Source organism: Massilia sp. 2TAF26 (genome assembly GCF_052115005.1).
In the GTDB taxonomy this organism is placed as follows: Bacteria; Pseudomonadota; Gammaproteobacteria; order Burkholderiales; family Burkholderiaceae_D; genus Telluria.
In genome coordinates this window covers 167,295-193,373 of record NZ_JBFRFV010000007.1, presented here as the reverse complement: position 1 = coordinate 193,373, position 26,079 = coordinate 167,295, and the positions used below count along the sequence as shown (strand labels likewise).

Genomic DNA, 26,079 nt, shown 5'->3' with positions numbered 1-26,079 from the left:
TATTTCCGGTGATTTGTGGTTTATGATTCCCATGGGAAATAGAGGTCCCATGGACGGACCCGGAGACTGGAACAAGGGATGGATCGTGTAACGAGCAAACCGGCCCTGGTGGCCGAAGCGCTGGCGCTGCTCGCGGCGCCGGCATGCGCCTGCGACGCGCAGGGGATGATTTGGGCGGTCAACGAGGCGCTCGAGCGGCTGCTCGGTGCGCCGATCGAGGGCCGCACGCTGCCGGCGCTGTTCTGCGAGCGCAGCGTCCCGCAGGCGCTGCACGAGACCGCCCTGGCGCCGGGCGGCGAACGGCGCTGGAGCGGCGTGATGGCTGCCGGCGCGCGCGAAGTGCCGGTCGAGGTGAGGGCGCGGCCGCTGCCGCCGGACGCCGGCATTGCCGGCGCCACCTTCGTGTTCGGCGAACTGCCCGGCACTGGCCAGGCCGACCAGCGCGCCCGCCTGGAGCAGGCCGCGGTGCTCGAACACGCCCCGGTCGGCATCGTCGTCACCCTGCCGCATATGGTCAAGTCCTGCAATCCGCGCATGGCCCAGATGCTGGGCTACGATGCCTGCGAGCTGGTCGGACGCGACCCGGTCGAGTTCTTCTTCTCGCGGACGCAGTACGCAGCCTTCATGGAGAAGGCGATCCAGGTCCTGGCCGCCGGCGAGCTGTTCGAACAGGCCGAGATCCAGCTGCGCCGCCGCGACGGCTCGCTGATCTGGTGCCGCATCCGCGCCAAGGCGGTCGACATGACCTCGCGCGAGGCCGGCACGATCTGGATCCTGGAAGACGTCACCGAGGCGCACCAGGCCCTGATCGAGGTGCAGGCGATCATGACCAACGCCTCGATCGGCATCTTCTTCACCCGCGAACGCGTCATCACGCGCGCCAACAGCAGCTTCGACCGCATGTTCGGCTACCGGGAGGGCGAAACCCTGGAACGGCTGACGCGGATCCTGTATGCCGACGACCAGTCTTTCGACGCGCTGGGCGTGGCGGCCTACAGCGTGCTCGGGCAGGGCAAGCCCTTCGAGGCCGAGAGCACCATGGTGCGCAAGGACGGCACGCCGATGTGGGCCAGGCTGATCGGCTATGCGATCAACCGTGAGGAGCCGGCCAAGGGTACGATCTGGATGATCGAGGACCGCACCCGCCAGAAGTGCGACGAGGAATCGCTGCGCAACGCCCTGCTGGAAAACCAGGCCATCCTCGACAACGCGGTGCTGGGTATCGCGGTGGTCGAGCACGGGCGCACGCTGCGCTGCAATCGCAAGATGGAAGAGCTGTTCCGCTATCCCGGCGCCGCGATCGAGGGCACCTCGGTGCGCGCGCTCTATCCGGACGCCGCCAGCTGGGACGAGGCGCGTCGCCAGACCCGCTCCGACTTCGCGGCCGGGCGTGTGCACATGGCCGAATACCAGCTGATGCGGCGTGACGGCACGCGCTTCTGGGCGCGCCTGTCGGGCCGGCCTTTCGACCTGGCCGAGAGCAGCGGCCGCAGCGTCTGGCTGATCGACGACGTCACCGACCAGCGCGAGGCGGCCGACGCCCTGCGCCGCGCGCGCGACGAACTCGAAGTGAGGGTCCACGAGCGTACCGCCGAACTGGCCGGCGCAAACCGGCTGCTGCAGGCCGAGATCGTCGAGCGCCGCCAGGCCGAGGCACGGGTCCACCACATGGCCTATCATGACGCCCTGACCGGGCTGCCGAACCGCGCGCTCCTCTCCGAACGCCTGGACCGGGCGATGCTGGCGGCGCGCCGCGAGGGCCGCAAGCTGGCCGTGATGTTCATCGACCTGGACCGCTTCAAGACAATCAACGATTCGCTCGGCCACCTGACCGGCGACCACCTGCTGAAGGAAGTCGCGAACCGCCTGTGCAAGGTGGTGCGCGCGGTCGACACCGTGGCGCGCCTGGGCGGCGACGAATTCGTGGTGCTGGTGCCGGGCGTGCGCGCGGCCGAGGAATGCGCGCTGGTCGGCGAGAAGATCATCGGCGCGCTGGCCGAGCCGGTGCGCTTCGAAGGCCGCAGCCTGCATATCTCGCCCTCGATCGGCATCTGCCTGTGCCCGGACGACGGCGAAGACGTCGAGACCCTGATGCGCAAGGCGGACGCCGCGATGTACCACGCCAAGGCCTCGGGCCGCAACAACTACCAGTTCTTCGCAGAGCGCATGAACGTGGCGGCGGCGCGCCATTTCGAACTCGAGACCAGCCTGCGCGGGGCCCTCGAACGCCATGAATTCACGCTGTTCTACCAGCCCATCGTCTGCATGCGGGAGCGCAGCGTGAGAGGCCTGGAAGTGCTGCTGCGCTGGCACCGTCCCGGCCACGGCCTGGTCGCGCCCGACGATTTCATCCCGATGCTGGAGGAGAACGGTCTGATCGTGCCGGTGGGGGAGTGGGTGATCCGCGCCGCCTGCGAACAGGCGGTGGCGTGGCAGCGCACGGGGCTGCCGGCGGTGCCGCTGGCGATCAACCTGTCGGCGCGCCAGTTCATGCAGCGCGGCCTGATCGAATCGATCCGCCGCATCCTCATTGATACCGGCATCGACCCGAGCCTGCTCGAATTCGAGATCACCGAGACCGCGCTGATGCAGCACGGCCAGCAGACCCTGGAGACGCTGGGGCAGATCTCGAAGATGGGCATCCGCCTGTCGATCGACGACTTCGGCACCGGCTATTCGAGCCTGGCCTACCTGAAGCGCTTCCCGGTCCACAAGATCAAGATCGACCGCGCCTTCGTGCGCGACCTGGAATCGAGCAGCGAAGACCAGGCGATCGTCGCCGCCATCATGGCGCTGGCCGGCAGCCTGCAGCTGTCGGTGGTGGCCGAAGGCGTGGAGACCGAGGGCCAGATGGACCTGCTGCGCCAGCACGGCTGCGCTTATCTTCAGGGCTACCTGTTCGCGAAGCCGGCCGCCGCCGAGGAGATACCGCCGCTGTTCAGTCGAGCGTTGCGATGACCGGGGTGTGGTCCGAAGGCTGCTCCCACTTGCGCGGTTCGCGGTCGATCGTGCAGGCGGTGCAGCGCTGCGCCAGGCCCGGCGACAGCAGGATGTGGTCGATGCGCAGGCCGCGGTTGCGGCGGAAGGCCATCATCCGGTAGTCCCACCAGCTGTACTGCTTTTCCGGCTGTTCGAACAGCCGGAAGGCGTCCGTCAGCCCCAGGCCGAACAGCGCGCGCAGGGCTTCGCGCTCCGGTTCGGAGCAGTGGATCTGGCCTTCCCACTCGGCCGGATCGTGGACGTCGCGGTCGTCCGGCGCGATGTTGTAGTCGCCCAGGATCGCGAAGTCCGGATGCGCCGCCATCTCTTCCTTCACCCACTCGCGCAGGGCGGACAGCCAGGCCATCTTGTAGGCGTACTTGTCGGAGCCGACCGCCTGGCCGTTCACCACATAGGCGCAGATGATGCGCACGCCCTGCACGGTGGCGGCGATCAGGCGCTGCTGCTCGTCCGGGAAGTGCGGGTTGTTGCGCACCACGTCGCTCAGCGGATGGCGGGAGAGGATGGCAACCCCGTTATACGTCTTCTGGCCGGTGAAGGCGACCTCGTAGCCGGAGGCGTTGATCTCTGCGACGGGGAATTTGTCGTCGGTGAGCTTGGTTTCCTGGATGCAGAGCACGTCGACCGGATTGGCGGCAAGCCATTGCAGCAGGTGCGGCAGGCGCACTTTGAGGGAGTTTACGTTCCAGGTGGCAATTTTCATTAATGTGGGCGTCGAAAGATCAAACAGACCTGCATCTTAATAGCTCAACCGGCTTATGAGAACGTCTTTAGTCGATGCCTGTCGGAATTACTTACAGGACAGCGGAAATCCTTTAAAGGGAAAACGCTAACTATTTGATTTTATGAAATTTCTTCAAGGAGGAATGAATGTTGCTTTACCTCGGTTGCGAGACGGTAAGGCAATTTCAGCTACCTGTTGTATTTGTGGAGGGTTTCCTTTTGAAACCATGCGCAATTGCAATAATTTGTAGAAAATGCAATGGTGATGACGTAAAATCATTGCTCGATAAGAAAAACATATGACAGGTCTGGCAAACACGGCCTGACTGTGACAAGATGTAACAATCGGGGCAAGACGCGGAACGATTTCGTATCTTTTTTCATTCGGGAAGAAAAAGTTGCAGTAGGCCAATTTTAGTGTAGTATTTGCACATTTCTTTGAAGTCAAGTATCTCCTGGCAATTCATTGCTTTGTTAGGGTTGCCCGGGCCGGAACCGCTCCGGCCACTGGCAGGTGTGTAACGATCGCGGATCCGCAAGCAGGATTTGCACACAGCTTTTGTAAAGGACAGCAATGCGTCAAGCATTCGAAGCATGGGCCCAACGCGATGGCCACATTGTCCGGCGCCGTGAGGATAAGCCGGAAGAGTACCTGGTATATGAAACCCAGCGCCGCTGGTTGATCTGGCAGGCCGCGCTGACGCACGGCAGCAAGGCCCTCGAGGCGCAGCAGGCCCAGCAGGTGCAGAAATTCGCGCCGGCCGAGGACAAGGCCCCGGTCATGCTGGCCGACGAGGCCGCGGTGCGCAACCGCGTGCTGAACGAGGTCCTGGATGCCTTCAGTGCGCTCGACGAGAGTGCCGGCGTCGAAGGCATCGTGCGGGTCATCCAGAGCCTGAAGAAAAAGAGCCAGAGCCAGAACCAGAGCCGCCAGGTCGCAGAACAGGCCTGATGCGCTACCGCCACTACAAGGGCGGGGTCTACGAGCTGGTCTGCGAGGCCGTGCTCGAGGCGGATCATACGCCGGTGATCGTCTACCGTGGCGAGGACGGCAGGACCTGGGTCCGGCCGAAGCACGTCTTTTTCGAAACGGTCGAGGTCGACGGCGTGCGCCTGCCGCGCTTTGCCGCGGACGGTACATGAAGAAAGTTTCATTGCTTGCGCTGGGCGCCTGCCTGGCGGGCTGCGTGGGCAGCGGCGGCATCAACGGCGACTCCCCCGAGCAGCAGGTGGAGGTGCACGCCATTCTCGATCATCGCGAAGTGACCGGCGTCGGCTGCCTGCTGGCGAACGACATCGGCCGCTGGTTCGTGGTCGCGCCCGGACGGGTGACGGTGACCCGCAGCAGCAAGCCGCTGGCCGTCTACTGCAAGCGCGACGGCGTCGGCAGCGCCGATGAGTGGTGGGGCGCCCACTACAAGGCCAACCGCCTGGTCGGCAACATCCTCTTTACCGCGGGCCTGCGCGACTATGTCGAGAACAACTACGCCTATGCTCCCACCCTGACGGTGTTCATGCGCCCGGCTAAGCCTGGCGAAGGGGAGCATGGGGTGGGGGATTCCGCTACGCCCATTTTCTGAGAAAGTGCGTCGTCCCCGCGCAGGCGGGGATCCAAGTTTATACGCATACCGCCAGCTTCAAACGTAACCAGGGCACTACGAACTTGGGCCCCCGCCTGCGCGGGGGGCGACGTCGCGTGGGGCGGCGTAGCAATTACACGCGGTTCAACAGGAAAGTCGTCAGCAGCGGCACCGGACGTCCGGTGGCGCCTTTCGCCGCGCCCGACTTCCAGGCGGTGCCGGCGATGTCCAGGTGAGCCCAGGTGTAGTTGCGGGTGAAGTTCTCCAGGAAGCAGGCCGCGGTGATCGAGGCGCCGCCCGGGGTGCCGATATTGGCCAGGTCGGCGAAGTTCGACTTCAGCTGCTCGTTGTACTGCTCGCCGATCGGCAGGCGCCAGGCGGTGTCGCCGGTCTGCTTGCCGGCGTCCATCAGCTCGTCGGCCAGGGCGTTGTGCTGATCATCGTCGCGGGTGAACAGGCCCGAGGTGTGGTGGCCCAGCGAGACGATCACGGCGCCGGTCAGGGTCGCGATGTCGATCACGGCGGCCGGCTTGAAGCGCTCGGCGTAGGTCAGGGCGTCGCACAGGATCAGGCGGCCTTCGGCATCGGTATTCAGGATCTCGATGGTGGTGCCGTTCATCGCGGTGACGATGTCGCCCGGCTTGGTGGCGTGACCCGACGGCATGTTCTCGCAGGCGGCCACGATGCCGACCACGTTCAGCTTCAGACCCATCTCGCCGATCGCGCGGAAGGTACCCAGCACCGAGCCGGCGCCGCACATGTCGTACTTCATTTCGTCCATGTTCGGACCCGGCTTCAGCGAGATGCCGCCGGTGTCGAAGGTGATGCCCTTGCCGACCAGGACCACCGGCGCCTCGTTCTTCTTGCCGCCGTTGTGCTTCAGGACGATGAACTTGGGCGCTTCGTCGCTGCCGCGGGTGACCGACAGGAAGCTGCCCATCTTGAGCGCCTCGAGCTGCTTGCGCTCCAGGACTTCGATGTCGAAGCCGTGGTCGGCGGCCAGCTTCTTGGCGGTGTTGGCCAGGTAGGTCGGGGTGCAGACGTTCGGCGACAGGTTGCCCAGTTCCTTGGTCAGGTTCATGCCGTTGGCGATCGCCTGGGCCTGGGCCAGCACGGTCTTCAGCTGCGCGTTCGCCTGCGGGGCGGCGATGGCCAGCTTGCGCACGCCGGAAGGCAGGGGATCCTTCTTGCTCTTTTGCGCGTCGGTGCGGAATTCGGCCTCGTTGGCGGCAACCACGATGCTGCGGATTGCCCATGCCAGGTCGCGGTCTTTCACATTCTCCAGTGGGAATGCGATAATGGCATCCTGCGCGCCCAGCGTGGCGAAGGTCTTCAGGGCGGCGCTGACGGCGCCGGTGAAGCTCTTCTCGCTCACGGCTTCGTCGGCGCCCATGCCGACCAGCAGCACGCGGGCCGCGGTAACGCCGGCAACGCCGCGCAGCAGAAGGGTGGTGCCGGCTTTGCCGGAGATATCACCCGACTTGACGGCGGCAGCGATCTCGCCGTTCAGGTCGAGGGCTTTGGCGGCCTCCGACAGTTTCTTGTTTTCGAACACTGCGACTGCGACGCAGCCGGATTTGGCTGCGGCCAGCGTGTTTTTTGTGTCGAATGCTTTTATGCTAAAGTCCATTTGGTTCTCCGTTTGTCTATTCGAGGCCGCGGCATGCGAATCGGCGATGCGCGCGTCAGTGCCTAACCTGCAATTATAACTATCGAATGATCTTCCGACGCGCCCTACAGCGTGAATTGGCCAGCGTCGCCGGCGCAACCTTCACCGTCCTGTTTTCCATCCTCGTCACCTGGACCCTGATCACCATCCTCGGCCGGGCCGCGGGAGGCAAGGTCGCATCGGGCGACGTGCTTGCGCTGATCGCTTTTGCGGTGCTGAATTATCTGCCAACAATCCTGATCCTCACCAGCTTTATTTCGGTGCTGGTCGTGATCACGCGCAGCTACCGCGACTCCGAAATGGTCGTCTGGTTCGCCTCCGGCCAGTCGCTCACGCGCTGGATCGCGCCGGTGCTGATCTTCGGCCTGCCGGTCGCGATCCTGGTGGCGGGACTGTCGCTGGTCGCCATGCCCTGGGCCCAGCTCAAGAGCAACGAGTTCACCGAACGCTTCGAAAAGCGCGAAGACCTGCAGCGCGTCGCGCCCGGCCAGTTCCGCGAATCGGTCGCCGCCGACCGCGTGTTCTTCGTCGAAAGCTCCGCGGGGCGTTCCTCGACCGTGGTGCAGAACGTGTTCGTCAATACCATCGACCAGGGTGTGAACACCACTGTGGTCGCCAAGGAAGGCCAGATCGAACCGGACGGCAAGGGCGGCCAGTACCTGGTGCTGAAGAACGGCCGGCGCTACCAGGGCACGCCCGGCAAGCCGGACTTCCAGTCGATGGAATTCGAACGCTACCGGATGCGGGTCTCGAGCCAGGCCCCGGTGATGGGCGACCTCAAGGTCGAGAGCCTGTCGACGCCGGCCCTGATGGCGATGCCGCGCAACCAGTACGCCGATGCCGAACTCCAGTACCGCATCACCGCGCCGATCATGTGCCTGGTGCTGATGCTGCTGGCGATCCCGCTCGGCTTCGTCAACCCGCGCGCCGGCGCCTCGACCAACCTGATCCTGGCGCTGCTGATTTTCTTCACCTACCTGAACCTGACCAAGGCCGCCGAGCAGGCCGTCAAGCAGGCCAAGCTCGCCTTCGGCATGGGCTGGTGGCCGCTGCATGCGCTGGTGCTGCTGGCCGCGCTGGGGCTGTTCGCCTGGCGCCTCAACATCCACCACCGCTGGCATCCGCTGCTGCTGGCGAACGCCTGGAAGCGCCGCCGCCTCCTGCAGAGCGGCGTCGCGAAGGAGGGCGCGAAATGAAGATCCTCGAGCGCTACTTCTTCGTCAACATCGCCCAGGCCGTGGCCTTCGTGCTGGTGGCCTTCCTGGCCCTGGCCGCCTTCATGGACCTGACCGGCGAACTGCCGGCGGTGGGCAAGGGCGGCTACATGATCCAGCACGCGCTGCTCTACGTGCTGATGCTGGTGCCCGGTAATATGTACCGCGTGATGCCGATCGCGGCCCTGCTGGGCACCATCTACACGATGGCGCAGTTCGCCCAGACCTCGGAATTCACGATCATGCGCGCCTCATCGATGTCGACCCGGATGACGGCCTGGATCCTGTTCAAGATCGGCGTCGTGTTCGTGGTCGTCACCTTCATCTTCGGCGAGCTGGTCACGCCGCGCACGGCGCCGCTGGCCGAGCGCCTGCGCCTGTCGGCCAAGGGCGCCACCGTGTCGGCCGAATTCCGCTCCGGCATGTGGACCAAGGACACCATCCACGAGGGCGGACCGAAGGGCCCGGTGACCGGTTCGCGTTTCTTCAACGCGCGCCAGATCCTCCCGGACGGCCAGCTGCAGGACGTGCGCCTCTACGAGTTCGATAACAATATGCGCATGCGTGCGCTGATCACGGCCGCCAGTGCCGTCTTCGGCGGCAACCACACCTGGCGCCTGCAGAACGTGACCGAGACCCAGTTCACCAACAGCCGCACGCTGCCCGCACCGGGCGCGCCGCTGCCGAACGGCCAGACCATCCAGAACAGCTTCGGCCAGGACACCGCCGCCGTTTCCACGCGCAAGATCCCGACCCTCGACCTGGAATCGGAGATCACGCCGAAGATCCTGTCGGTGTCGCGTTCCGATCCGGAGCGCATGTCGGCCAACGAACTGGCCGTCTACACGCGCCACCTGGCCGAGAACCGCCAGGAAACCGAGCGCTTCAAGATCGCCTTCTGGCGCAAGCTGATCGGCCCGCTGTCGATCTTCGTGATGATGGCGCTGGCGCTGCCCTTCGGCTACCTGCAGGTGCGCAGCGGCGGGGTCAGCTTCAAGATCTTCGTCGGCATCATGATCGGCGTGAGCTTCATGTTGATCGACAACCTGTTCTCGCACATCGGCATGCTGTCGACCTGGCCGGCCTTCATGACGGCGGTCGCGCCCAGCCTGCTGTTCCTGCTGCTCGCGCTGGGCGCCCTGCGCTGGGTCGAGCGGCGTTAGGGAGACCATCGTGGAACCGCATTCCGATCGTGCCCTGATCCTGTTCGCCCACGGCGCCCGCGCCGCTTCCTGGGCCGCGCCTTTCCAGCGGCTGCGCGAGCTCACCGCCGGGCAGCGGCCCGACGTCGCGGTCTCGCTGGCCTTCCTCGAGCTGATGACGCCCAGCCTGCCGGAAGAGGCGGCGCTGCTCACCGCGCGCGGCATACGCGAGATCACCATCGTTCCAATCTTCCTGGGGCAGGGCGGCCACCTGCTGCGCGACCTCCCGCGCCTGGTCGAGGAACTGCGCGCCGCCCATCCCGACGTAAGCTTTTCGACAGTGCCCGCGGTCGGCGAAGACCCGGACGTGCTGGCGGCCATGGCGGCCTATTGCGTGGGCGCCCTTCCTGGTTGATCCATCTATGCTGTTCGTTAACTGACTTGTAGTCGATGCAATCTTTTTCGCTAACTGAGTTGTTTCCAGGCTAATCTTTCGTTGGTTTTCGGTGAACTTCCCGCACGGAAAACAATTTCCTCATTGAATTTAAATTTGCCGTAGGGAATCATAGCGGATATCGCCCCGCTCCTGATTCCCATGACCTCCCCCTCGACCACCATCTACGTCCGCCCGACCTGGGGCAGCCCTGCCTGGACCTATGCCGGCACCACCGTGGCATCGGGCGCATCGTCTTCCGCCGTGACGGCGGTTGCATTCGATATCGCCAGCGCCGCCGGGCAGCAGCTGTCGCGCGGCCAGCTCCAGTACAGCTACGACAACGGCAAGACCTGGAACCCGTACACGCTGCCGGTCGACGGCCAGGGCAGCTATGTCCAGGCGAGCGGCACCCTGTGGCGCTTCCTCGACGGCAGCACCGACACGACCTCGTCGAACACCTTCAGCGCCCACTACAAGCTGGCTGACGGCAGCGTGGTCTCGAGCGACAACACGGTCATCGTCGACAATGCGCCCGGTGGCCTCACCGGCGAAAACGACACGATGTTCTCGACCATGCAGGCCGGCGCGGTGGTCGACCAGCTGTCCCCGATCGACACCGGTTCGCCGACCGGCGGACGCTGGGTGATCGACAGCCAGTCGACTCCCGGCCTGTTCTCGATCGCCTACAACCCGGCCACCGACTCCTCGGCGCGCCTGGTGATCGCCGATGCCGCCCAGCTCCCGGCCACCGGCCTGTCGGCGACGGTGACGGTGCATTACTACGACCGCTACCAGCTCGACGCCAACGGCAATCCGAAAGCGGGCGAGGGCGTCGCCAGCATCCTGAGCTATACCGTGCAGGATGGCATTACGCAGGACCTGACGGGCTTCGGCAACGACCTGAAACTCGGCGCGGCCAGCAATGCCTGGGCCGCCAATCCGTCGCTGGCGACACTGTCGAACGGCGGCTTCGTCGCCGTCTGGCAGGGCGGTGACACCGCGGCCGGCGCTCCGGTGGCGGGCGGTCTGGGGGCCGGCCTGTGGGCGCAGATGCGCGATGCCAGCGGCGCCGCCACCGGTGCGGCCTTCGCGCTGACGCCGAGCGGCGACGCCAAACTCGAAGGCGAGCCGGCGGTGACGGCGCTCGGCAACGGCCGCTTCGTGGTCGCCTATTCCGTGAACGACGGCAGCGCCACCCGCATCGCCTACCGCGTGATCGAGGCCAACGGCAGCGCCGGCGCCGAACACGTGCTGGACGGGAGCGCCAGCTTTGATGCCGCCATGCCGGCGCTGACCACCCTCGCCGACGGTTCCTTCGCGGTCGGCTGGCGCAGCGGCGGCGCAGTCCACGTGCAGTTGGCCGCCGCCGGCGGTTCCCTGGCCGGCGCGCAGAAAGACTACGGCGCGCTGTCCTCGGCCTTCAGCCCGAGCCTGTCGGCGCTGAAGCAGGGCGGCTATGTGGTGTCCTGGGGCGAGATCAACGACGGCAATGTGTACGCCGCCACCAGCGCCTCGAACCAGGCCTTCGTCGTCAACGGCGACGGCTACGCGGCCAGCCTGGCGACCGCGGCCCCGCTGCCGCACCTGACCACGCTCGCAAACGGCAACTTCGTGGTGGCCTGGGACAGCTATGTCAACGAGCCGCTCGGCTACTCGATGAGCGACATCTTCTTCAAGGTCTACGACAGCACCGGCCACGCGCTGGGCGCGGCGACGCAGGCGAACATGCAGTCCGGCGGCGGCCGCTACGACGCCGCGGTGACCGCGCTGCCCGACGGCGGCTTCGTGGTCGCCTGGCAGTCGCAGAGCGGCGACTACGACGGCAGCGGCATCTTCGGCCGCCGCTTCGGCGCCGACGGCAGCCCGGTCGACGTCCAGGAATTCGGGATCAACCAGATGCGCGCCGGCGACCAGACCAGTCCGGACCTGGTGGCGCTGGCCAACGGCGGCTTTGCCGCGGCCTGGGTCGACAGCCAGGCGGGCGGCGTGTCGGTCGAAGCGCGCGTCTACTCGGGGACGCCGGCCGCGCCGGTGCAGGACAGCGCACAGAATTCGCATGCCGGCGACACCGCCGGCGACCCGGCATCGACAGTCACCACGCCGGTGATCCCGGCGACGCCGGTGGTGAGCACGCCGCCGGCACCTGCCCCGGTCGTGACCGTCCCCAGCGCGCCGGCCGCGACCACCCCGGGTACGCCGGTGGCGATCACGCCGAGCCTGCCGGCGGCATCGAACCTGACCGGCACGGCCGGCAACAACATGCTGGCGGCAAGCGGCGGCGGCGGTCTGCTGGACGGCAAGGAAGGCATCGACACGGCGGTCTTCGCCAACACGCGCACCAACTACAAGCTGTGGACCGACGGTGCGAATGTCTCGGTGTACGACTACGTGAACGGCAGCACGACCATGCTGGCCAATGTCGAGCGCGTGCAGTTCAGCGACAAGACCCTGGCGCTGGACATCCAGGGCAATGCCGGCGAGGCCTATCGCCTCTACCAGGCCGCCTTCAACCGCACGCCGGACAAGGGTGGCCTGGGCTACTGGATCGATTCGATGGACGGCGGCCATACCCTGATGCAGGTGGCGAACAGCTTCATCGAGAGCGCCGAATTCCACGATAAATACGGCGCCAACCCGAACGATGCCCAATACGTGGAAGCGCTGTATGCGAACGTGCTGCACCGCACGCCGGACGCCGCCGGCTACGATTTCTGGCTGCATTCGATCCAGCTCGTATCGCGCGCCCAGGTGCTGGTCGACTTCAGCGAGAGCGCGGAGAACCAGGCGCAGGTGATCGGCGCTATCCAGAACGGCATCGACTACACGCCCTGGCACGGCTAAAAACTCCCATGGCGGCGTTGCATTTGGCTCGTCGTACTAGCGTACTGTCCTCGCCAAATGCGCCTTGCCCTGGGAGTTTTTAGTCGGGGGGACTTGTATGGTGGCGTTGCATTTGGCTCGCCGTGCTAGCGTATTGTCTTCGCGGTCCGCCGCTGCGGCGAATGCGCCTTGCCCTGGCAGTTTTTAATCTGGGGATTGGTGGGGCCGGCGTTGCAGGGTTTCGCCGATCATCACCAGCACCGGGCCGTGGGCCATGTCCAGGCCGTGGGCCAGGTCGGACAGGGTCAGGCGCAGGATGCGCTGGTCGGGGCGGCTGCAGTTTTCGATCACGACCACCGGCAGGTCGGGGCGGCGCCCCTGGCCGAGCAGGCGCTCGGCGGTGGCGGCGGCTTCGCGTCCGCCCATGTACTGCACCATGGTGTCGGTCTCGGGAAGGGCGGCATGTTCCGGCTGGTCGGGCGCGGTGCTCGAGGTGAAGAAGGCGACGCTGCGCGCCACCCCGCGCTTGGTGAGCGGCTGCCGGGTGGCCGCCGCCGCCGCCACCGCCGTGGTGATGCCGGGGACGACCTCGACTTCGATGCCGGCTTCCTCGAGGGCGCGCAACTCCTCGTCGGCGCGCCCGAACAGCATCGGATCGCCACCCTTCAGGCGCACCACCATCCGGTAGCGCCGCGCGCATTCGACCAGCTGTTCGTTGATATGGACCTGGGCGGTGGAGCGCTGGCCGGAACGCTTGCCGACCGAGATCTTCTCGGCCTCGGCGCACAGTTCCAGCATCTCGGGCGTGACGAGGGCGTCGTACAGCACGACGTCGGCCTGGGCCAGCAGGCGTGCGCCGCGTACGGTGATGAGGTCAGCCGCGCCGGGACCGGCTCCGATCAGATATACCTTTCCCAGCACTGCCATGTTTTCTCTTGGTTCCAGTTGGTAGCCGTCGTTGCAAATTATTCGCTCAAGCGAATCATACCCGCAGCCACCGTCTGATGGGTCACTTCATCGATCAGGATGAAAGCCCCGGTCGCACGAATATCCTCATACGCATCCGCAGCCAGCGGCTGCTGCACGGCCAGCTCGATGCGGGCGATGTCGTTCAGCTTCAAGCCTTCCGCCGCATGACGCTGCTGGGTGTTCACGTCGAGGATGTTCTCGATTGCCTTCACCTTGGCCATGGTCTGGCGGGTGCCGTGCTTGATCCAGTATTTGCGGCGCACGTCCAGCGGCTCGTCGGCCATCCAGCAGACGTCGGCTTTCACCTGCTTGAGCAGGGTGGCCGGTTGTGCGGCCCCGGCCAGCACGTCGCCGCGCGAGATGTCCACGTATTCGTTCAGCAGCAGGGTGATCGACTGGCCGGCCACCGCGGTCTTCAGGCCGCCGTCGAAGGTCTGGATCTCCTTGACCGTGGCTTCGACGCCAGACGGCTGCACCACCAGCTTGTCGCCCACCGAGACCTTGCCCGACTCGATGCGGCCCATGTAGCCGCGGAAGTCGTTGGCTTCGTGGCCGTTGTGGCGCGCCACCAGCTGCACCGGGAAGCGGAAGGGAGCGTCGTGGGTTTCGTCGTAGACGCTGATCGATTCCAGCAGCTCGATCAGGGTCGGGCCTTCGTACCACGGCATGTTGTCGGTCTTCTCGACCACGTTGTCGCCGGCCAGCGCCGACAGCGGGATCGCGGTGATGTCCTGCAGGCCGAGGCTGTTGGCGAATTCGGTGTAGGCGCCGACGATGCGGTCGTAGACGCTGCGGTCGTAGTTCACCAGGTCCATCTTGTTGACGGCCACGATCACGTGCTCGATCTGCAGCAGCTTGGCGATGGTCGAGTGGCGTTTCGTTTGCGTCAGCAGCTCGACGCTGCCATCGTCGCCCAGCTTCACCTTCGAGACGTCGACCAGGATGATCACGGCATCCGCGGTCGAGGCGCCGGTCACCATATTGCGGGTGTACTGCTCGTGGCCGGGCGTGTCCGCGATGATGAACTTGCGCTTCGGGGTGGCGAAGTAACGGTAGGCGACGTCGATCGTGATGCCCTGTTCGCGCTCGGCCTCCAGGCCGTCGGTCAGCAGGGACAGGTCGATGGTGTCGCCGACGGTGCGCTTGTGCTTCGAGCGCGAGACGGCGGCCAGCTGGTCGGCGAAGATGCCCTTGCTGTCGTACAGCAGGCGGCCGATCAGGGTGCTCTTGCCGTCGTCGACGGAGCCGGCCGTGATGAAGCGCAGCAGGCTGGCCTGGCCGGACAGGTCGGCGGCGTGGTTCAGTTCTTGGTTTGCAGGTGAAACAATACGGGCGTTCATCAGAAGTATCCTTGTTTTTTCCGCTTTTCCATCGACGCTTCCGAGGTCTGGTCGTCCATGCGGGTAGCGCCGCGCTCGGTGATCTGGGTGATCGCGGTTTCGGCGATGATGTCGGCCGGGGTGGCCGCGGTCGAGGCCACCGGGCAGGTGCAGGAGATGTCGCCGACGGTGCGGAAGCGCACGGTCTGGGTCTCGACCTGCTCGCCTTCGCGGGCCGGGGTCAGCGGGGTCAGCGGCACAAGCAGGCCGTTGCGCGGGATCACCTGGCGCTCGTGGGCGTAATAGATCGGCGGCAGTGCCAGCTTTTCGCGGGCGATGTACTGCCAGACGTCGAGCTCGGTCCAGTTCGAGATCGGGAACACGCGCATGTTCTCGCCCGGGTGGACGCGGGTGTTATACAGGTCCCACAGCTCGGGGCGCTGGGCCTTCGGGTCCCACTGGCCGAATTCGTCGCGGAAGGAGAAGATGCGCTCCTTGGCGCGCGCCTTTTCCTCGTCGCGGCGGGCGCCGCCGATGCAGGCGTCGAAGCCGTATTCGGCGATGGTTTCCAGCAGCGTGACCGCCTGGGCCGCGTTGCGCGAATCGGTTTGCGGATTGCGCAGGCGTACCGTGCCCTTCTTGATCGAGTCCTCGACCGAGCCGACGATCAGGCGCTCGCCCAGTTCGGCAACGCGGGCGTCGCGGAAGGCGATCACTTCGTCGAAGTTGTGGCCGGTGTCGATGTGGACCAGCGGGAAGGGGAATTTACCCGGACGGAAGGCCTTTTCGGCCAGGCGCAGCAGCACCACGGAATCCTTGCCGCCCGAGAACAGCAGGGCCGGGTTCGAGCACTCGGCCGCAACCTCGCGCAGGATGTGGATCGCTTCCGATTCGAGGGCGTCCAGGTGGCGGGAATTCACGTCGCCGAGCGCTCCCGGGCTAGGCGCCCCCGAGATGTCAATAAAATTCGTCATGATGGCTGTGCTTTTCAATGTCTTGTGTTTGTCTGCGGCTCAGGCGGCCACTGACTTGATACGAATCAGTTTGCCGTCGACCAGGTGCAGTCCGCATTCCTTCGATTCCGGATTCTCCCACCACCAGCGGCCGGCGCGGATATCTTCGCCCGGCTGGATCGCGCGGGTGCAGGGTTCGCAGCCGATCGACGGGTAGCCGCGGTCATGCAGGCTGTTGTAGGGAACGTCGTTGGTGCGGATATATTCCCACACATCCTGCTCGGACCAGTCGGCCAGCGGGTTGAACTTGGCCATGCCGTGGGTGGCGTCGTCTTCCTGCACGGCCAGCTCGGCGCGGGTGGTCGACTGGGCGCGGCGCTGGCCGGTGATCCAGGCTTTTTTTCCGTTCAGGGCGCGCCCCAGCGGCTCGACCTTGCGCACGCGGCAGCATTCCTTGCGCATCTCGACGCTATCGTAGAAGGCGTTCAGGCCGTTCTGCGCCACATACTGCTCGACCGCTTCCGGCTGCGGCCGGAACAGGGCGATCTCGACGCCATAATGGGTCTTGACCTTGTCCAGCACGTCCAGGGTTTCCTTGTGCAGGCGGCCGGTTTCCAGCGAAAAAATGCCGATCGGAAGAGCTGCCTTCAGGATCAGGTCGGTCAGGACCATGTCCTCGGCCGCCAGGCTGGAGGCGAATACGGCCGGCGAAAAATCGCGTGCGATGCGTTCCAGGATGGCGCGGGTTTCGGTGACGCGCGCGTGCAGGTCGCTCATGGTGTCTTCCTGTTGGTGCTTCAGATGCCGGCGCCGACGTCGCTGTGCTCGGGCGGCACATCGCGCTGGTGGCGGCGGAACAGTGGCAGCGGCTGGTCGACCGATGCCTGGTAGGTTTCGGAGAACACGGTCAGGCCCTTCAGCGCATCGTGGATCGAGCGGTCCTGGCGCGTCGCATAGGCGTCGAAGCCGCAGCGAACCATCTGGAACAGCTGGTCGCGCAGCACGTCGCCGATCGCACGCAGCTCGCCGGTATAGCCCAGGCGCTTGCGCAGGTTGAAGGCGATCGAATAGCCGCGGCCGTCGCTGAACTTCGGGAAGTCGACGGCGATCACGGCGAACTTGCCGAGTTCGTCCTTGACGCTGTGGGCCTGCTCGTCGGGGGCGAACCAGAGACCGAGCTGCGGACGCGCGGCCAGGGTCGCGCGCTGGGCTTCCCAGACCGCCAGGGGAACGATGATCTTGCCGTCCGGGACCGCGACGCTCTCGGGCGTTTCGCCCTCGTCGAGGCGCAGGACGGTCCAGTCGTCGGCGACGACTTCGCGGCCCTTGATGATCTGTTCGTGGTGCTGCAGCTTAGGCATATTCATCTTCTCCGACAGCCAGTTCGCCGGCCGGGATCGGCGTGGCATATACATGTTCCTTGAACGGGTTGACACCGAGACGCTGGGCGACGTCGACGAAGCGCTCGCCCTCGACGCGCTCGCGCACATAGACGTCGAGCAGACGCTGGACCACTTCCGGCATCTGCGCCGCCGAGAACGAGGGGCCGATGATCTTGCCGAGCGCCGCTGCATTGCCCTGGGCGCCGCCGATCGACACCTGGTACCACTCGGCGCCGTCCTTGTCCACGCCCAGGATGCCGATGTGGCCGACGTGGTGGTGGCCGCAGGCGTTGATGCAGCCCGAGATGTTCAGTTCGATGTCGCCGATGTCGTGCTGGTAGTCGATGTCGTCGAAGCGCTGGGCGATGGCGGCCGCGATCGGGATCGATTTCGCGTTCGCCAGCGAGCAGTAGTCGCCGCCCGGGCAGGAGATGATGTCGGTCAGCAGGCCGATGTTCGGCGTCGCCAGGCCCTTGGCCTTGGCCTGTTCCCAGATCTCGTACAGCCTGGCTTGCTCGACGTCGGCCAGTACCAGGTTCTGCTCGTGGGTCACGCGCAGTTCGCCGAAGCTGTAGCGGTCGGCCAGGTCGGCGACGAAATCCATCTGCTCGGCGGTGGCGTCGCCCGGTGGCACGCCGGTCTTCTTCAGCGACAGCACGACCGAGGCATAGCCCGCCATCTTGTGCGGCTTGACGTTGCGCTGCAGCCAGTTCTGGAAGGCGCGGTTGGATTCATGGCCGGCGCGCGGGTCGATGTTGTCCAGCGCGGCATACGGCGGCGGGTTGAAGTAGGCGGCAACGCGGTCCAGTTCCTCGCGGGTCAGGGTTTCCGGGCCACCCTTGAGGTCGGCAAATTCCTGCTCGACCATGCGCGCGAATTCCTCGGCGCCGACGGCTTTCACCAGGATCTTGATGCGGGCCTTGTACTTGTTGTCGCGGCGGCCGAACTGGTTGTACACGCGCATGACCGCCTGCGTATAGGTCAGCAGGTCCTGCCAGGGCACGAATTCGTTGATCGTGCTGCCGATGATGGGCGTACGGCCGAGGCCGCCACCAACCATGAACTTGAAGCCGACTTCGCCGGCGGCATTGCGCACCGCGGTCAGGCCGATGTCGTGCACGGCGATCGCGGCGCGGTCGGCGACGGCGCCGTTGATGGCGATCTTGAACTTGCGGGGCAGGGCGACGAACTCGGGGTGGAAGGTGCTCCACTGGCGGATGATCTCCGCGAAGGGGCGCGGATCGACGATCTCGTCCGCGGCCACGCCGGCGAACTGGTCGGTGGTCGTGTTGCGGATGCAATTGCCCGAGGTCTGGATCGCATGCATTTCCACCGAGGCCAGGTCGGTCAGGATGTCCGGGGTCTGCTCCAGCTCGATCCAGTTGAACTGGATGTTCTGGCGCGTCGTGAAGTGACCGTAGCCGCGGTCGTAGGTGCGGGCGATGTGGGCGAACATGCGCAGTTGCTTGGTGGACAGCAGGCCGTAGGGCACGGCAATGCGCAGCATGTAGGCATGGCGCTGCATGTACAGGCCGTTCTGCAGGCGCAGCGGCAGGAATTCTTCTTCGGTCAGCTCATCGCTGAGGCGGCGCCTCACCTGGTCGCGGTATTGGGCGATGCGCTCGCGTACGATGAGATGGTCGTATTGGTCGTAACGGTACATGGCATGGATCCTGGTTACGGCCGCCCGCCTCAAGGATGACGAGGGGCCCGGTAGACTATGTGGAATCTTAATAAAATGGCGTCTTATTCCAAACTACTGAGAATTTATTTGCTTATATGAGCCAGCGGCATAAGCATCCTTGTAAAATGCGTCTACGGCTTTTATCAATACAAAAAGGGCAATGAACCTACACCAATTACGCTTTGTCCGCGAGGCGGTCCGCCAAAACTTCAACCTGACCGACGCCGCCAAGGCGCTGTTCACGTCCCAGCCCGGGGTGTCCAAGGCCATCATCGAACTCGAAGAAGAGCTCGGGGTCGACATCTTCACCCGCCACGGCAAGCGCATCCGCGGCCTGACCGAGCCGGGCCGGCTGGTGCTGGAATCCGTCGAGCTGATCATGCAGGAGATCGACAGCCTGAAGCGGATCGGCAAGGAGTACGCGGCCCAGGACAGCGGCAGCTTCACCATCGCCACCACCCATACCCAGGCGCGCTACATGCTGCCGAAGGTGGTGCAGGCCTTCATGCTGAAGTTCCCGAAAGTGCGGCTGTCCCTGCTGCAGGGCAATCCGCGCCAGATCGCCGACATGGTCAAGAACGACCAGGCCGACATGGCCATCGCCACCGAGTCGATCGCCGCCGTCGACGGCCTGATCACCTTGCCGTGCTACCAGTGGGAGCACGTGCTGGTGGTGCCGCACGAACACGCGCTGACGCGCTCGAAGGCGATTTCGCTGGAAGAGATTGCCAGCTATCCGCTGATCACCTACGATGCCGCCTTCGCCGGCCGCAGCAAGATCGATCACGCCTTCGAACTGCGCAACCTGAAACCGGACGTGCTGCTGGAAGCGATCGACGCCGACGTCATCAAGACTTATGTGGAACTGGGCATGGGCGTGGGCATCATCGCCGGCATGGCCTTCGATCCCGAGCGCGACCGCAACCTGCGCGCGATCCCGGTCGGCCAGCTGTTCGGGATGAACGTCTCGCGGGTGGCGGTGAAGCAGGGCGCCTATCTGCGCAGCTATATCTATACCTTCATCGAGCTGCTCGCGCCGACGCTCAACCGCAAGATGGTCGAGTCGGCGATGCGCGGGACCGCCGATAATTACGAGCTGTAAATCATGAATCACGAAGAACACGACGACAACGAAGACCAGGAAGACCAGGAAGCGTACGAAGAGTACGACGAAGAAGACGCCGAGATGTCGGACCGCGACGCCGACCTGGCCGACGTGCGCGACCAGGTGGCCGAGCTGACGGCCGGCCACACGGTGCTGGAACTGAACGGCGAGGACGGCCAGGTGCCGGCCCTGCCCGAGGGCGCCGCCGGCTATACCGCGGTGGTGGCCGAATTCTGCTGGTCGCGCCTGAAGCGCGAGGAGCAGGATGCCTTCCTGGGCAAGCTGCGCAAGGCGGCGGCCAAGGATGCGCTGCTGGTGCTGCTGGACGACGTCTATGTCGAAGGGACCAGCAATCCGGTGGCCCGCACCGATGCCCAGGGCAATACCTACGAGGTGGTCGCCACCGAAGACGGCAGCCGGATCGAGCGTCCCAAGAGCTACCCGACCGACAGCGCGCTGCGCAAGCGCCTGGGCACTGCTGTAAAGGCGCTCAGGATCGCGCGCTGGGAATATTTCTGGGTGCTGACCGGCCGCTTGAAGTAAGGAATCGTATTCCCGGTTTTTGCGATCGGGATTACTGTATGCCGATATCAACTGTGGAGAATCGGCATGGCGCTTACCATCGGTAGCGGCCCCTTCGGCAGGGAGCCTGCAGGGCGTTTCGACGTCACACCACCCGCAACGCCCCTGCTGTTCTGGGAACCATTTCCGAAGCGCTTGCGCATCCGGCAGGGTAAAGAGATCGTGGCGGACAGCCGCAGATGCCTGGCCCTGCACCAGACCGGCCGCGTGATGCAGCTGTGCCTGCCCCGTGCGGACGTGCGGACGGAACTTCTCTCCCAGGAGGGCGAATCGAAAGACGCAAGGCTCGGCGTGGTCCGCTCCTGGTCGATCCGCAGCGCCCAAGGCGACGTGAAAGCCGCCGCCAGGTCCTTCGAGGCGCCGCCCGGCGCCGCCGCGCCCCTGCGGGATCACCTGGTGTTCGACCTGGAAAAGGTGGACGCCTGGTATCTCGACGACGACCTCGGCTATGCCCACCCGCGCGACCCCTATCACCGCTTCGACGTGCAGCGCTCTTCGCAGCACGTCGTGGTGTCCGCCGGCGGCACCGTGCTCGCCGAATCCTCGGCGCCGGCGATCCTGTACGAGACCTCCATGGCGCCGCGCTTCTATCTTCCGCCCGATGCCCTGCGCGTGGCGCTGGTGAAAAGCGCGACCGTGTCGCAGTGCCCCTACAAGGGCGACGGCCAGCACTGGCATGCCGACGTCGACGGCAGGCACATCGCGGATATGGCCTGGAATCTCACCACGCCGATGGGCGATGCGCTCATGATTCCGCGCTGGTTCAGCTTTTATCCCGACAAGGTCGAGGTCAGCGTCGACGGCGACATTCTGAAAGCGTAAAAAACGCGGCGCAGGGATCGCTCCCCGCGCCGCGTTCCTTGTCAGCCCTGGCGGCTTAGAAGCTGTGACGCAGACCCAGCGAGAACACGTCCGGATCCTTGCCCAGCGCGGTGGCGGCCGGGGCGATGGTGACCGACGACGAGCTCAGGCCGAACACGCCGCTGTTGTTGTTGTCCAGGCTGGCGTAGCTGGCGTACAGGTTGGTGCGCTTCGACAGCGAGTAGGTGTAGGCCAGGGCCCAGCTGTTGCCCTTGGCGGCGCCTTGCTTCTGCTGCTGGAAGTTAGCGTAGACGCGGTGCGCGCCGAAGGGCATCGAGCCGCCCAGGTTGTATTGCTTGTACTTGGCGGGGGCGCCTTCGCGGTCCGCTTCCATCCAGTTGGCCTTGACTTCGAAACCACCCAGCTGGTCGAACTTGTAGGCGGCGCCGATTGCCGATTCCTTGTCCTTGTCGATCGCCAGGCGGTTGATCTCGTGGTAAGCCGCGCCCACATACAGGCCGCCCAGGGTGTACTCGACGCCGACGCCTTTCAGGTCGCCCGACGGGGTGTTGGCGGTGGTCACTTCGCCGGCCGAGTAGGCGGCCAGGACTTTCAGGCCATTCCACGACGGCGATTTGTAGTTGACCGAGTTCGCCAGGCGGCGGGTCAGGCGGTTGGTGGTGAAGGCCGACAGGTTGCTGCCGTAGAAGCCCTGGCCGAAGGCGTCGGTGGCGGCGGCGATGGCGGCGATCGGCGAGTATTCGCGGCCCAGGGTCAGGCTGCCGAAGCCGCCTTCCAGACCGACCACTGCGCGGCGGCCGAACAGGGCGGAGTCGCCGGCGCCGGTGTCGATCGAGGTACCGGCTTCGAGGTTGAACATGGCCTTCAGACCATTGCCCAGGTCTTCAGTGCCGCGGAAGCCGAAGCGGCTGCTCGACTGGTTGCCCGAGTTGACCACGGTGGTGCGGCCTTCCGGGCCACCGGTGTCCTGCGACGAGATGGCGGCGTCGAGGACACCGTACAGGGTCACGTTGGTCTGGGCGGCTGCGAACAGCGGGGTGAGGGCTACCAGGGCGGCTGCCAGGCGTTTGACTTGCATTCAGAACTCTCCAGTTAGATGACGAAACAGGTGACGAAACGGGTCGCATCTTATCGAAGAGATATGTCGGTTTGATGACAGAATGAAAGATTATACGAGGTGATCGTGGACCGGCAGGACGATGTCGATCCGCGTGCCGGGCGGCTCGTCGGAGGTGATGCTGATGTCGCCGTTCATGGCCCAGACCCGCTCGCGCATGCCGATCAGGCCCAGCGATTCGGCCTTTTCCATGTCCTCGGGACGGATGCCGCGGCCATCGTCGTGGATGGTGACCAGCAGCTCGCTGTTCGAACGGAACAGGTTCATGGTGACGGCGCCGGCCTGGGCGTGGCGCGCGATATTCGTCAGCGCTTCCTGCACGATGCGGAAGATCGCCGTGCTGGCGGTATCGTCCAGGCGCAGCTCGGCTTCGTCGGCCAGCAGGGTGCAGGGGATGCAGTAGCGCTCGACGAAATCCTCGCACAGGCCCTTCAGGGCAAAGTAGAGGCCGCCTTCGTCGAGGGCGCGCGGGCGCAGGTTGGTGGCGATGCGGCGCAGCGAGGCGATCGCCGTCAGCAGGTTCTGTTCCATGCCGGCCATCAGGCGCAGGCTGTCGGCCGGGGTGCCGGCGGCCTGCTGCAGCAGGCTCAGGTCCATGCGCAGCGAGGCCAGGATCTGTCCGAGGTCGTCGTGCAGCTCGCGCGCGATGTGGGTGCGCTCTTCTTCCCGGATGGTCTGCAGGGCCGCCGACAGCTGGCGCAGCTGGTCGTGCGAGCGGGTCAGCTTTTCCTGGACCCGCTTGCGCTCCGAGACGTCGCGCATGACCACGGTGTAGAAGGGCGCGCCTTCGTTGGCGCGCGAGATCGAGCCCTCGATGGGGAAGCGCACGCCGTTGGCGCGCAGGCCGGTGGCGGCATAGTCGGTGGCGCGGCGGCCGGCGCGGCCGCTGCCGGCACGGAAGTACTCGAGCGGTTCGTCGGGGTCGGCGCTGGCCGATTCGACGTAGCGCGCCAGCGGGGTGCCGACCATGTTGCCGACGGTGGTGCCGAACAGGGTGGCGGCGGCCGGATTGGCCATGACGATGCGGTAGCGGCCGTCGACGGAGACGATGGCATCGTTGGCGTCGCGGACGATCTGGCGGCCGGCCGGCACGGTATCGAGGTCTTCGTGAGACTGGAAGCCCAGCCGGTAGCCCGCCGCGAGCCCGGTCAGGAAGCAGCTCACGAAGCAGCCCAGGGAGCAGGTGAGGGCCCAGGCGGCCGAGCAAAGGCGCTGTCGTTTCATGGATGCCCGTAAAAAGCGGCCCGCAAATGCGGGCCCGGCATCTACCTTACGCGGCGGCGCTTGAGTACGGCTTGATTTACATCTGCTTGAACAGATGCAGGAAGCTGCGGCTGACCTCGAGCTTGTCGGGGCGGCCCTTGATCAGCACCAGGTGGCGGCCGCGGATGTCGCGGGTCACGCCTTCGATCGCGTTGACGTTCACCAGGGTCGCGCGGTGGATCTGCCAGAACAGGGACGGGTCCAGTTCATCGGCGAGGTCGCGCACGGGCTTGCGGATCAGGGCCTCGAACTTCTCGGTCTGCACGCAGGTGTATTTTTCGTCGGAGCGGAAGAACAGGATCTCCTCGACCGGAATCATGCGCAGGTCCTGGCCGATGCTGGCCTGGATCCATTGCAGGTATTTCGGCTTCGGCGCGGCGATCTTCTCGGCCAGCTGCGACAGCATGGCGGTGACGGTATCGCTGACGTTGGCACTGGCGGCGGCGCCGGTGCTGGCGGGCGCCGACAGGCGCTCCTTCAGGCGTTCGGCCGTGATCTTCAGGCGCTCCGGCTCGGGCGGCTTCAGCACGTAGTCGACGGCGCCGCGCTCGAAGGCCTCGACCGCGTACTGGTCGTAGGCGGTGACGAACACGATCTGGCTGGCGTCGCCGATGTCGCGTGCCGCTTCCATACCCGACTTGCCGGGCATGCGGATGTCGAGGAAGGTCAGGTCCGGCTTGAGCGCGGACACGAGCTGAACGGCTTCGTCGCCGTTCTTGGCCTCGCCGACGATCTCCAGTTCCGGCCACACCTGGGACAGGCGGGTACGGAGGAGGTCGCGCATCAGTCTTTCGTCATCGGCAATGATTGCTGTAGGCATGGCAAAAAGAAGTAAAGGCAGAGTGACGATTATTCAACGAAATCGGGTAGCAGGCAATCATTTTGATGCCAGCTGGTAGGGCACCTCGATGGTGGCGATCACCCCGCTCGGGATGTTGGCGGCGATGTGCAGCTGGCCGGCCTCGCCGTGCAGCAGCTTGAGGCGCTCGCGGATGTTCGACAGGCCCAGCCCGGTGCCCTTGCTCGGCACCACGCCGAAGCCGACGCCGTCGTCGGCCACCGTCACGCGCAGCTTGCTGTCGACGATTTCCGCCGTCACCGCCAGGTGGCCGCCCTCGGGCTTGCACTCCAGTCCGTGCTTGATCGCGTTCTCGACCATCGACTGCAGCATCATCGGCGGGAAGGCCGCGCTGCGCAGGCCCTCCGGCACCTGCAGGTCGACTGTCAGCCTTTCTTCCATGCGCATCTTGAGCAGGTCGAGGTAGGAGGTGACCATGTCGACCTCGCGGCCGAGGTTGGTGGTCAGGTTGGCGTCGCGCATCTGCGGGATCACGGCGCGCAGGTACTGGATCAGGGTGCGCTGCATGGCCGAGGCGCGCGGCGGATCGGTCTCGATCAGGTGCTCGACCGAGGCCAGGGTGTTGAACAGGAAGTGCGGCTCGACCTGGGCCTGCATGGCCGCCATCCGGGCTTCCGACAGCTGGCGCTGCATCGATTCGCGTTCGGCAACCGCGGTGGCGCTCTGCATTTCTGCCTCGGCGCGCTTCTTGCCGCCCATCAGGGCCTTGGTGCCGAACAGGGCCATCACCAGCAGCCAGACGAAGCTGGTGAACCAGGTCGAGGCCTGCTTGTGGTAGCTCCTGGCCTTGGCTTCGGCGGCGTCGTCGACGGCCGCCTCGATCGCGTTGGACAGCTCTTCGCCGATCTGCGGCGGCAGGTCGATATGGACTTCCTCGCCGTTCGCACCACGGATCAGCTTTGTGGTCGAGCGGCTGTCCCCCTTGCCTCGGCCGGCCGGCGCCGGCGGCTGGGGCGGCGTCGGTGGGACGGCTTCGCCGGCCTTGTCTGCCGCAGCCGCAGCCTTGTCCGCCTCCGCGGCGGCCTTGCTGGCTTCTTCCGCCTGCTTGAGGGCGTTTTCGGCAATCCTGTCGGCCTGCTCGGTGGCTTTGTCCGGCGTTTCCTCGTTGCCCTTGCGCTTGGTGCGAGGATTGATGTGGATGCCGCTGTCGTCGATCGTAATGGCGGGTTCGGCCTTGCGCGCGTTGCGCTCGGCGCGCACGTTTTCTTCCTCGCCGCCGGAGAACAGCTCGTCCTGCAGGATTTGTCCGGCAACCAGCATCAGCGCGGCGAACAGGAAGAATTTCCACCACGACAACTGCGTGACCCAGGTGGCGACCGAATCGAATGCGTGATACAGCCACGATAGGGTATTGGAGAAATACTGCTGGGTCGAACGCCGGGTCTGCATGGAGCTCTTCTTGATTAAGGGTAATTGGCGAGTGTAACTGCTTTTGCCCCA

At 65.4% G+C, this 26,079-nt stretch carries 23 protein-coding genes; 11 read left to right on the top strand and 12 right to left on the bottom strand.

Annotated features, from left to right (window positions below; genetic code table 11):
• The first annotated feature begins 78 nt into the window (after positions 1-78).
• Positions 79-2,958, top strand: a complete 2,880-nt coding sequence (locus AB4Z32_RS10000; protein ID WP_442121691.1) for an EAL domain-containing protein — start codon at positions 79-81, stop codon at positions 2,956-2,958.
• On the opposite strand, the gene xth is transcribed toward AB4Z32_RS10000, so the two are convergent.
• Complete coding sequence (gene xth, locus AB4Z32_RS09995) at positions 2,939-3,703, bottom strand: exodeoxyribonuclease III (protein ID WP_442121690.1); 765 nt, start codon at positions 3,701-3,703, stop codon at positions 2,939-2,941. The two genes, AB4Z32_RS10000 and xth, sit on opposite strands and share 20 nt — an antisense overlap.
• A 594-nt stretch (positions 3,704-4,297) precedes the next feature.
• Here xth and AB4Z32_RS09990 point away from each other — a divergent pair.
• From AB4Z32_RS09990 to AB4Z32_RS09980, 3 genes are read left to right on the top strand one after another with little or no spacing between them, the layout of a single operon-like run.
• Positions 4,298-4,675: a hypothetical protein gene (locus tag AB4Z32_RS09990; protein ID WP_442121689.1), complete on the top strand. Its 378-nt coding sequence runs from the start codon at positions 4,298-4,300 to the stop codon at positions 4,673-4,675.
• The gene (locus tag AB4Z32_RS09985; protein WP_442121688.1) at positions 4,675-4,866 is read left to right on the top strand and encodes a DUF1653 domain-containing protein; all 192 of its coding nucleotides are present in this window, start codon (positions 4,675-4,677) and stop codon (positions 4,864-4,866) included. The genes AB4Z32_RS09990 and AB4Z32_RS09985 overlap by 1 nt, the downstream gene beginning before the upstream one ends.
• Positions 4,863-5,303, top strand: coding sequence for a hypothetical protein (locus tag AB4Z32_RS09980; RefSeq protein WP_442121687.1), 441 nt, complete (start codon positions 4,863-4,865; stop codon positions 5,301-5,303). Before AB4Z32_RS09985 ends, AB4Z32_RS09980 begins: the two co-directional genes overlap by 4 nt.
• Positions 5,304-5,436: 133 nt before the next feature.
• Here the strand turns inward: AB4Z32_RS09980 and AB4Z32_RS09975 are convergent, their stop codons facing one another.
• The gene (locus AB4Z32_RS09975; protein ID WP_442121686.1) at positions 5,437-6,933 is read right to left on the bottom strand and encodes a leucyl aminopeptidase; all 1,497 of its coding nucleotides are present in this window, start codon (positions 6,931-6,933) and stop codon (positions 5,437-5,439) included.
• Between the two features lie 86 nt (positions 6,934-7,019).
• On the opposite strand from AB4Z32_RS09975, the gene lptF reads away from it, so the two are divergent.
• The 4 genes from lptF (at position 7,020) to AB4Z32_RS09955 (ending at position 12,605) form a co-directional block, all read left to right on the top strand.
• Positions 7,020-8,168: an LPS export ABC transporter permease LptF gene (lptF, locus tag AB4Z32_RS09970; protein WP_442121685.1), complete on the top strand. Its 1,149-nt coding sequence runs from the start codon at positions 7,020-7,022 to the stop codon at positions 8,166-8,168.
• Positions 8,165-9,349 carry an LPS export ABC transporter permease LptG gene (gene lptG / locus AB4Z32_RS09965; protein ID WP_442121684.1) on the top strand — a complete coding sequence of 395 codons (1,185 nt, stop codon included), beginning with the start codon at positions 8,165-8,167 and terminating at the stop codon, positions 9,347-9,349. The genes lptF and lptG overlap by 4 nt, the downstream gene beginning before the upstream one ends.
• A 10-nt stretch (positions 9,350-9,359) precedes the next feature.
• A complete protein-coding gene (locus AB4Z32_RS09960; protein ID WP_442121683.1) occupies positions 9,360-9,743 on the top strand; it encodes a sirohydrochlorin chelatase in 384 nt (127 codons plus the stop codon).
• Positions 9,744-9,923: 180 nt separating this feature from the next.
• The gene (locus AB4Z32_RS09955; protein WP_442121682.1) at positions 9,924-12,605 is read left to right on the top strand and encodes a DUF4214 domain-containing protein; all 2,682 of its coding nucleotides are present in this window, start codon (positions 9,924-9,926) and stop codon (positions 12,603-12,605) included.
• A 183-nt stretch (positions 12,606-12,788) separates the two neighbouring features.
• Here AB4Z32_RS09955 and cobA read toward each other — a convergent pair whose 3' ends face one another.
• The 6 genes from cobA to AB4Z32_RS09925 are packed head-to-tail and all read right to left on the bottom strand — an operon-like array spanning position 12,789 to position 18,870.
• Entirely contained in the window at positions 12,789-13,511 is a 723-nt protein-coding gene (cobA, locus tag AB4Z32_RS09950; protein ID WP_442121681.1) for a uroporphyrinogen-III C-methyltransferase, read from the bottom strand.
• A gap of 38 nt (positions 13,512-13,549) precedes the next feature.
• Complete coding sequence (locus tag AB4Z32_RS09945) at positions 13,550-14,893, bottom strand: sulfate adenylyltransferase subunit 1 (protein WP_442121680.1); 1,344 nt, start codon at positions 14,891-14,893, stop codon at positions 13,550-13,552.
• Positions 14,893-15,846, bottom strand: coding sequence for a sulfate adenylyltransferase subunit CysD (gene cysD, locus AB4Z32_RS09940; RefSeq protein WP_442121679.1), 954 nt, complete (start codon positions 15,844-15,846; stop codon positions 14,893-14,895). The genes AB4Z32_RS09945 and cysD overlap by 1 nt, the downstream gene beginning before the upstream one ends.
• A 39-nt stretch (positions 15,847-15,885) precedes the next feature.
• The gene (locus AB4Z32_RS09935; RefSeq protein ID WP_442121743.1) at positions 15,886-16,626 is read right to left on the bottom strand and encodes a phosphoadenylyl-sulfate reductase; all 741 of its coding nucleotides are present in this window, start codon (positions 16,624-16,626) and stop codon (positions 15,886-15,888) included.
• On the bottom strand, positions 16,623-17,186 hold the full coding sequence (locus AB4Z32_RS09930) for a DUF934 domain-containing protein (protein ID WP_442121678.1): 564 nt from the start codon (positions 17,184-17,186) through the stop codon (positions 16,623-16,625). Before AB4Z32_RS09930 ends, AB4Z32_RS09935 begins: the two co-directional genes overlap by 4 nt.
• On the bottom strand, positions 17,179-18,870 hold the full coding sequence (locus AB4Z32_RS09925) for a nitrite/sulfite reductase (RefSeq protein ID WP_442121677.1): 1,692 nt from the start codon (positions 18,868-18,870) through the stop codon (positions 17,179-17,181). The genes AB4Z32_RS09930 and AB4Z32_RS09925 overlap by 8 nt, the downstream gene beginning before the upstream one ends.
• A gap of 181 nt (positions 18,871-19,051) precedes the next feature.
• Here AB4Z32_RS09925 and AB4Z32_RS09920 point away from each other — a divergent pair, with 181 nt between their 5' ends.
• The 3 genes from AB4Z32_RS09920 (at position 19,052) to AB4Z32_RS09910 (ending at position 21,400) form a co-directional block, all read left to right on the top strand.
• Positions 19,052-19,993 (top strand): CysB family HTH-type transcriptional regulator, encoded by a 942-nt coding sequence (locus tag AB4Z32_RS09920; RefSeq protein ID WP_442121676.1) that lies wholly within the window; start codon positions 19,052-19,054, stop codon positions 19,991-19,993.
• Between the two features lie 3 nt (positions 19,994-19,996).
• A complete protein-coding gene (locus tag AB4Z32_RS09915) occupies positions 19,997-20,539 on the top strand; it encodes a class I SAM-dependent methyltransferase (protein WP_442121675.1) in 543 nt (180 codons plus the stop codon).
• Positions 20,540-20,605: 66 nt separating this feature from the next.
• Positions 20,606-21,400, top strand: coding sequence for a DUF427 domain-containing protein (locus tag AB4Z32_RS09910; protein ID WP_442121674.1), 795 nt, complete (start codon positions 20,606-20,608; stop codon positions 21,398-21,400).
• A 55-nt stretch (positions 21,401-21,455) separates the two neighbouring features.
• On the opposite strand, the gene AB4Z32_RS09905 is transcribed toward AB4Z32_RS09910, so the two are convergent.
• The 4 genes from AB4Z32_RS09905 to AB4Z32_RS09890 form a co-directional block, all read right to left on the bottom strand.
• Positions 21,456-22,478 carry a porin gene (locus AB4Z32_RS09905; RefSeq protein ID WP_442121673.1) on the bottom strand — a complete coding sequence of 341 codons (1,023 nt, stop codon included), beginning with the start codon at positions 22,476-22,478 and terminating at the stop codon, positions 21,456-21,458.
• Positions 22,479-22,568: 90 nt separating this feature from the next.
• Positions 22,569-23,741, bottom strand: coding sequence for a PAS domain-containing sensor histidine kinase (locus AB4Z32_RS09900; RefSeq protein ID WP_442121672.1), 1,173 nt, complete (start codon positions 23,739-23,741; stop codon positions 22,569-22,571).
• A 76-nt stretch (positions 23,742-23,817) separates the two neighbouring features.
• Positions 23,818-24,600 (bottom strand): LytR/AlgR family response regulator transcription factor, encoded by a 783-nt coding sequence (locus AB4Z32_RS09895; protein ID WP_442121671.1) that lies wholly within the window; start codon positions 24,598-24,600, stop codon positions 23,818-23,820.
• Between the two features lie 57 nt (positions 24,601-24,657).
• Positions 24,658-26,028, bottom strand: a complete 1,371-nt coding sequence (locus AB4Z32_RS09890; RefSeq protein ID WP_442121670.1) for a sensor histidine kinase — start codon at positions 26,026-26,028, stop codon at positions 24,658-24,660.
• Positions 26,029-26,079: the final 51 nt, after the last annotated feature.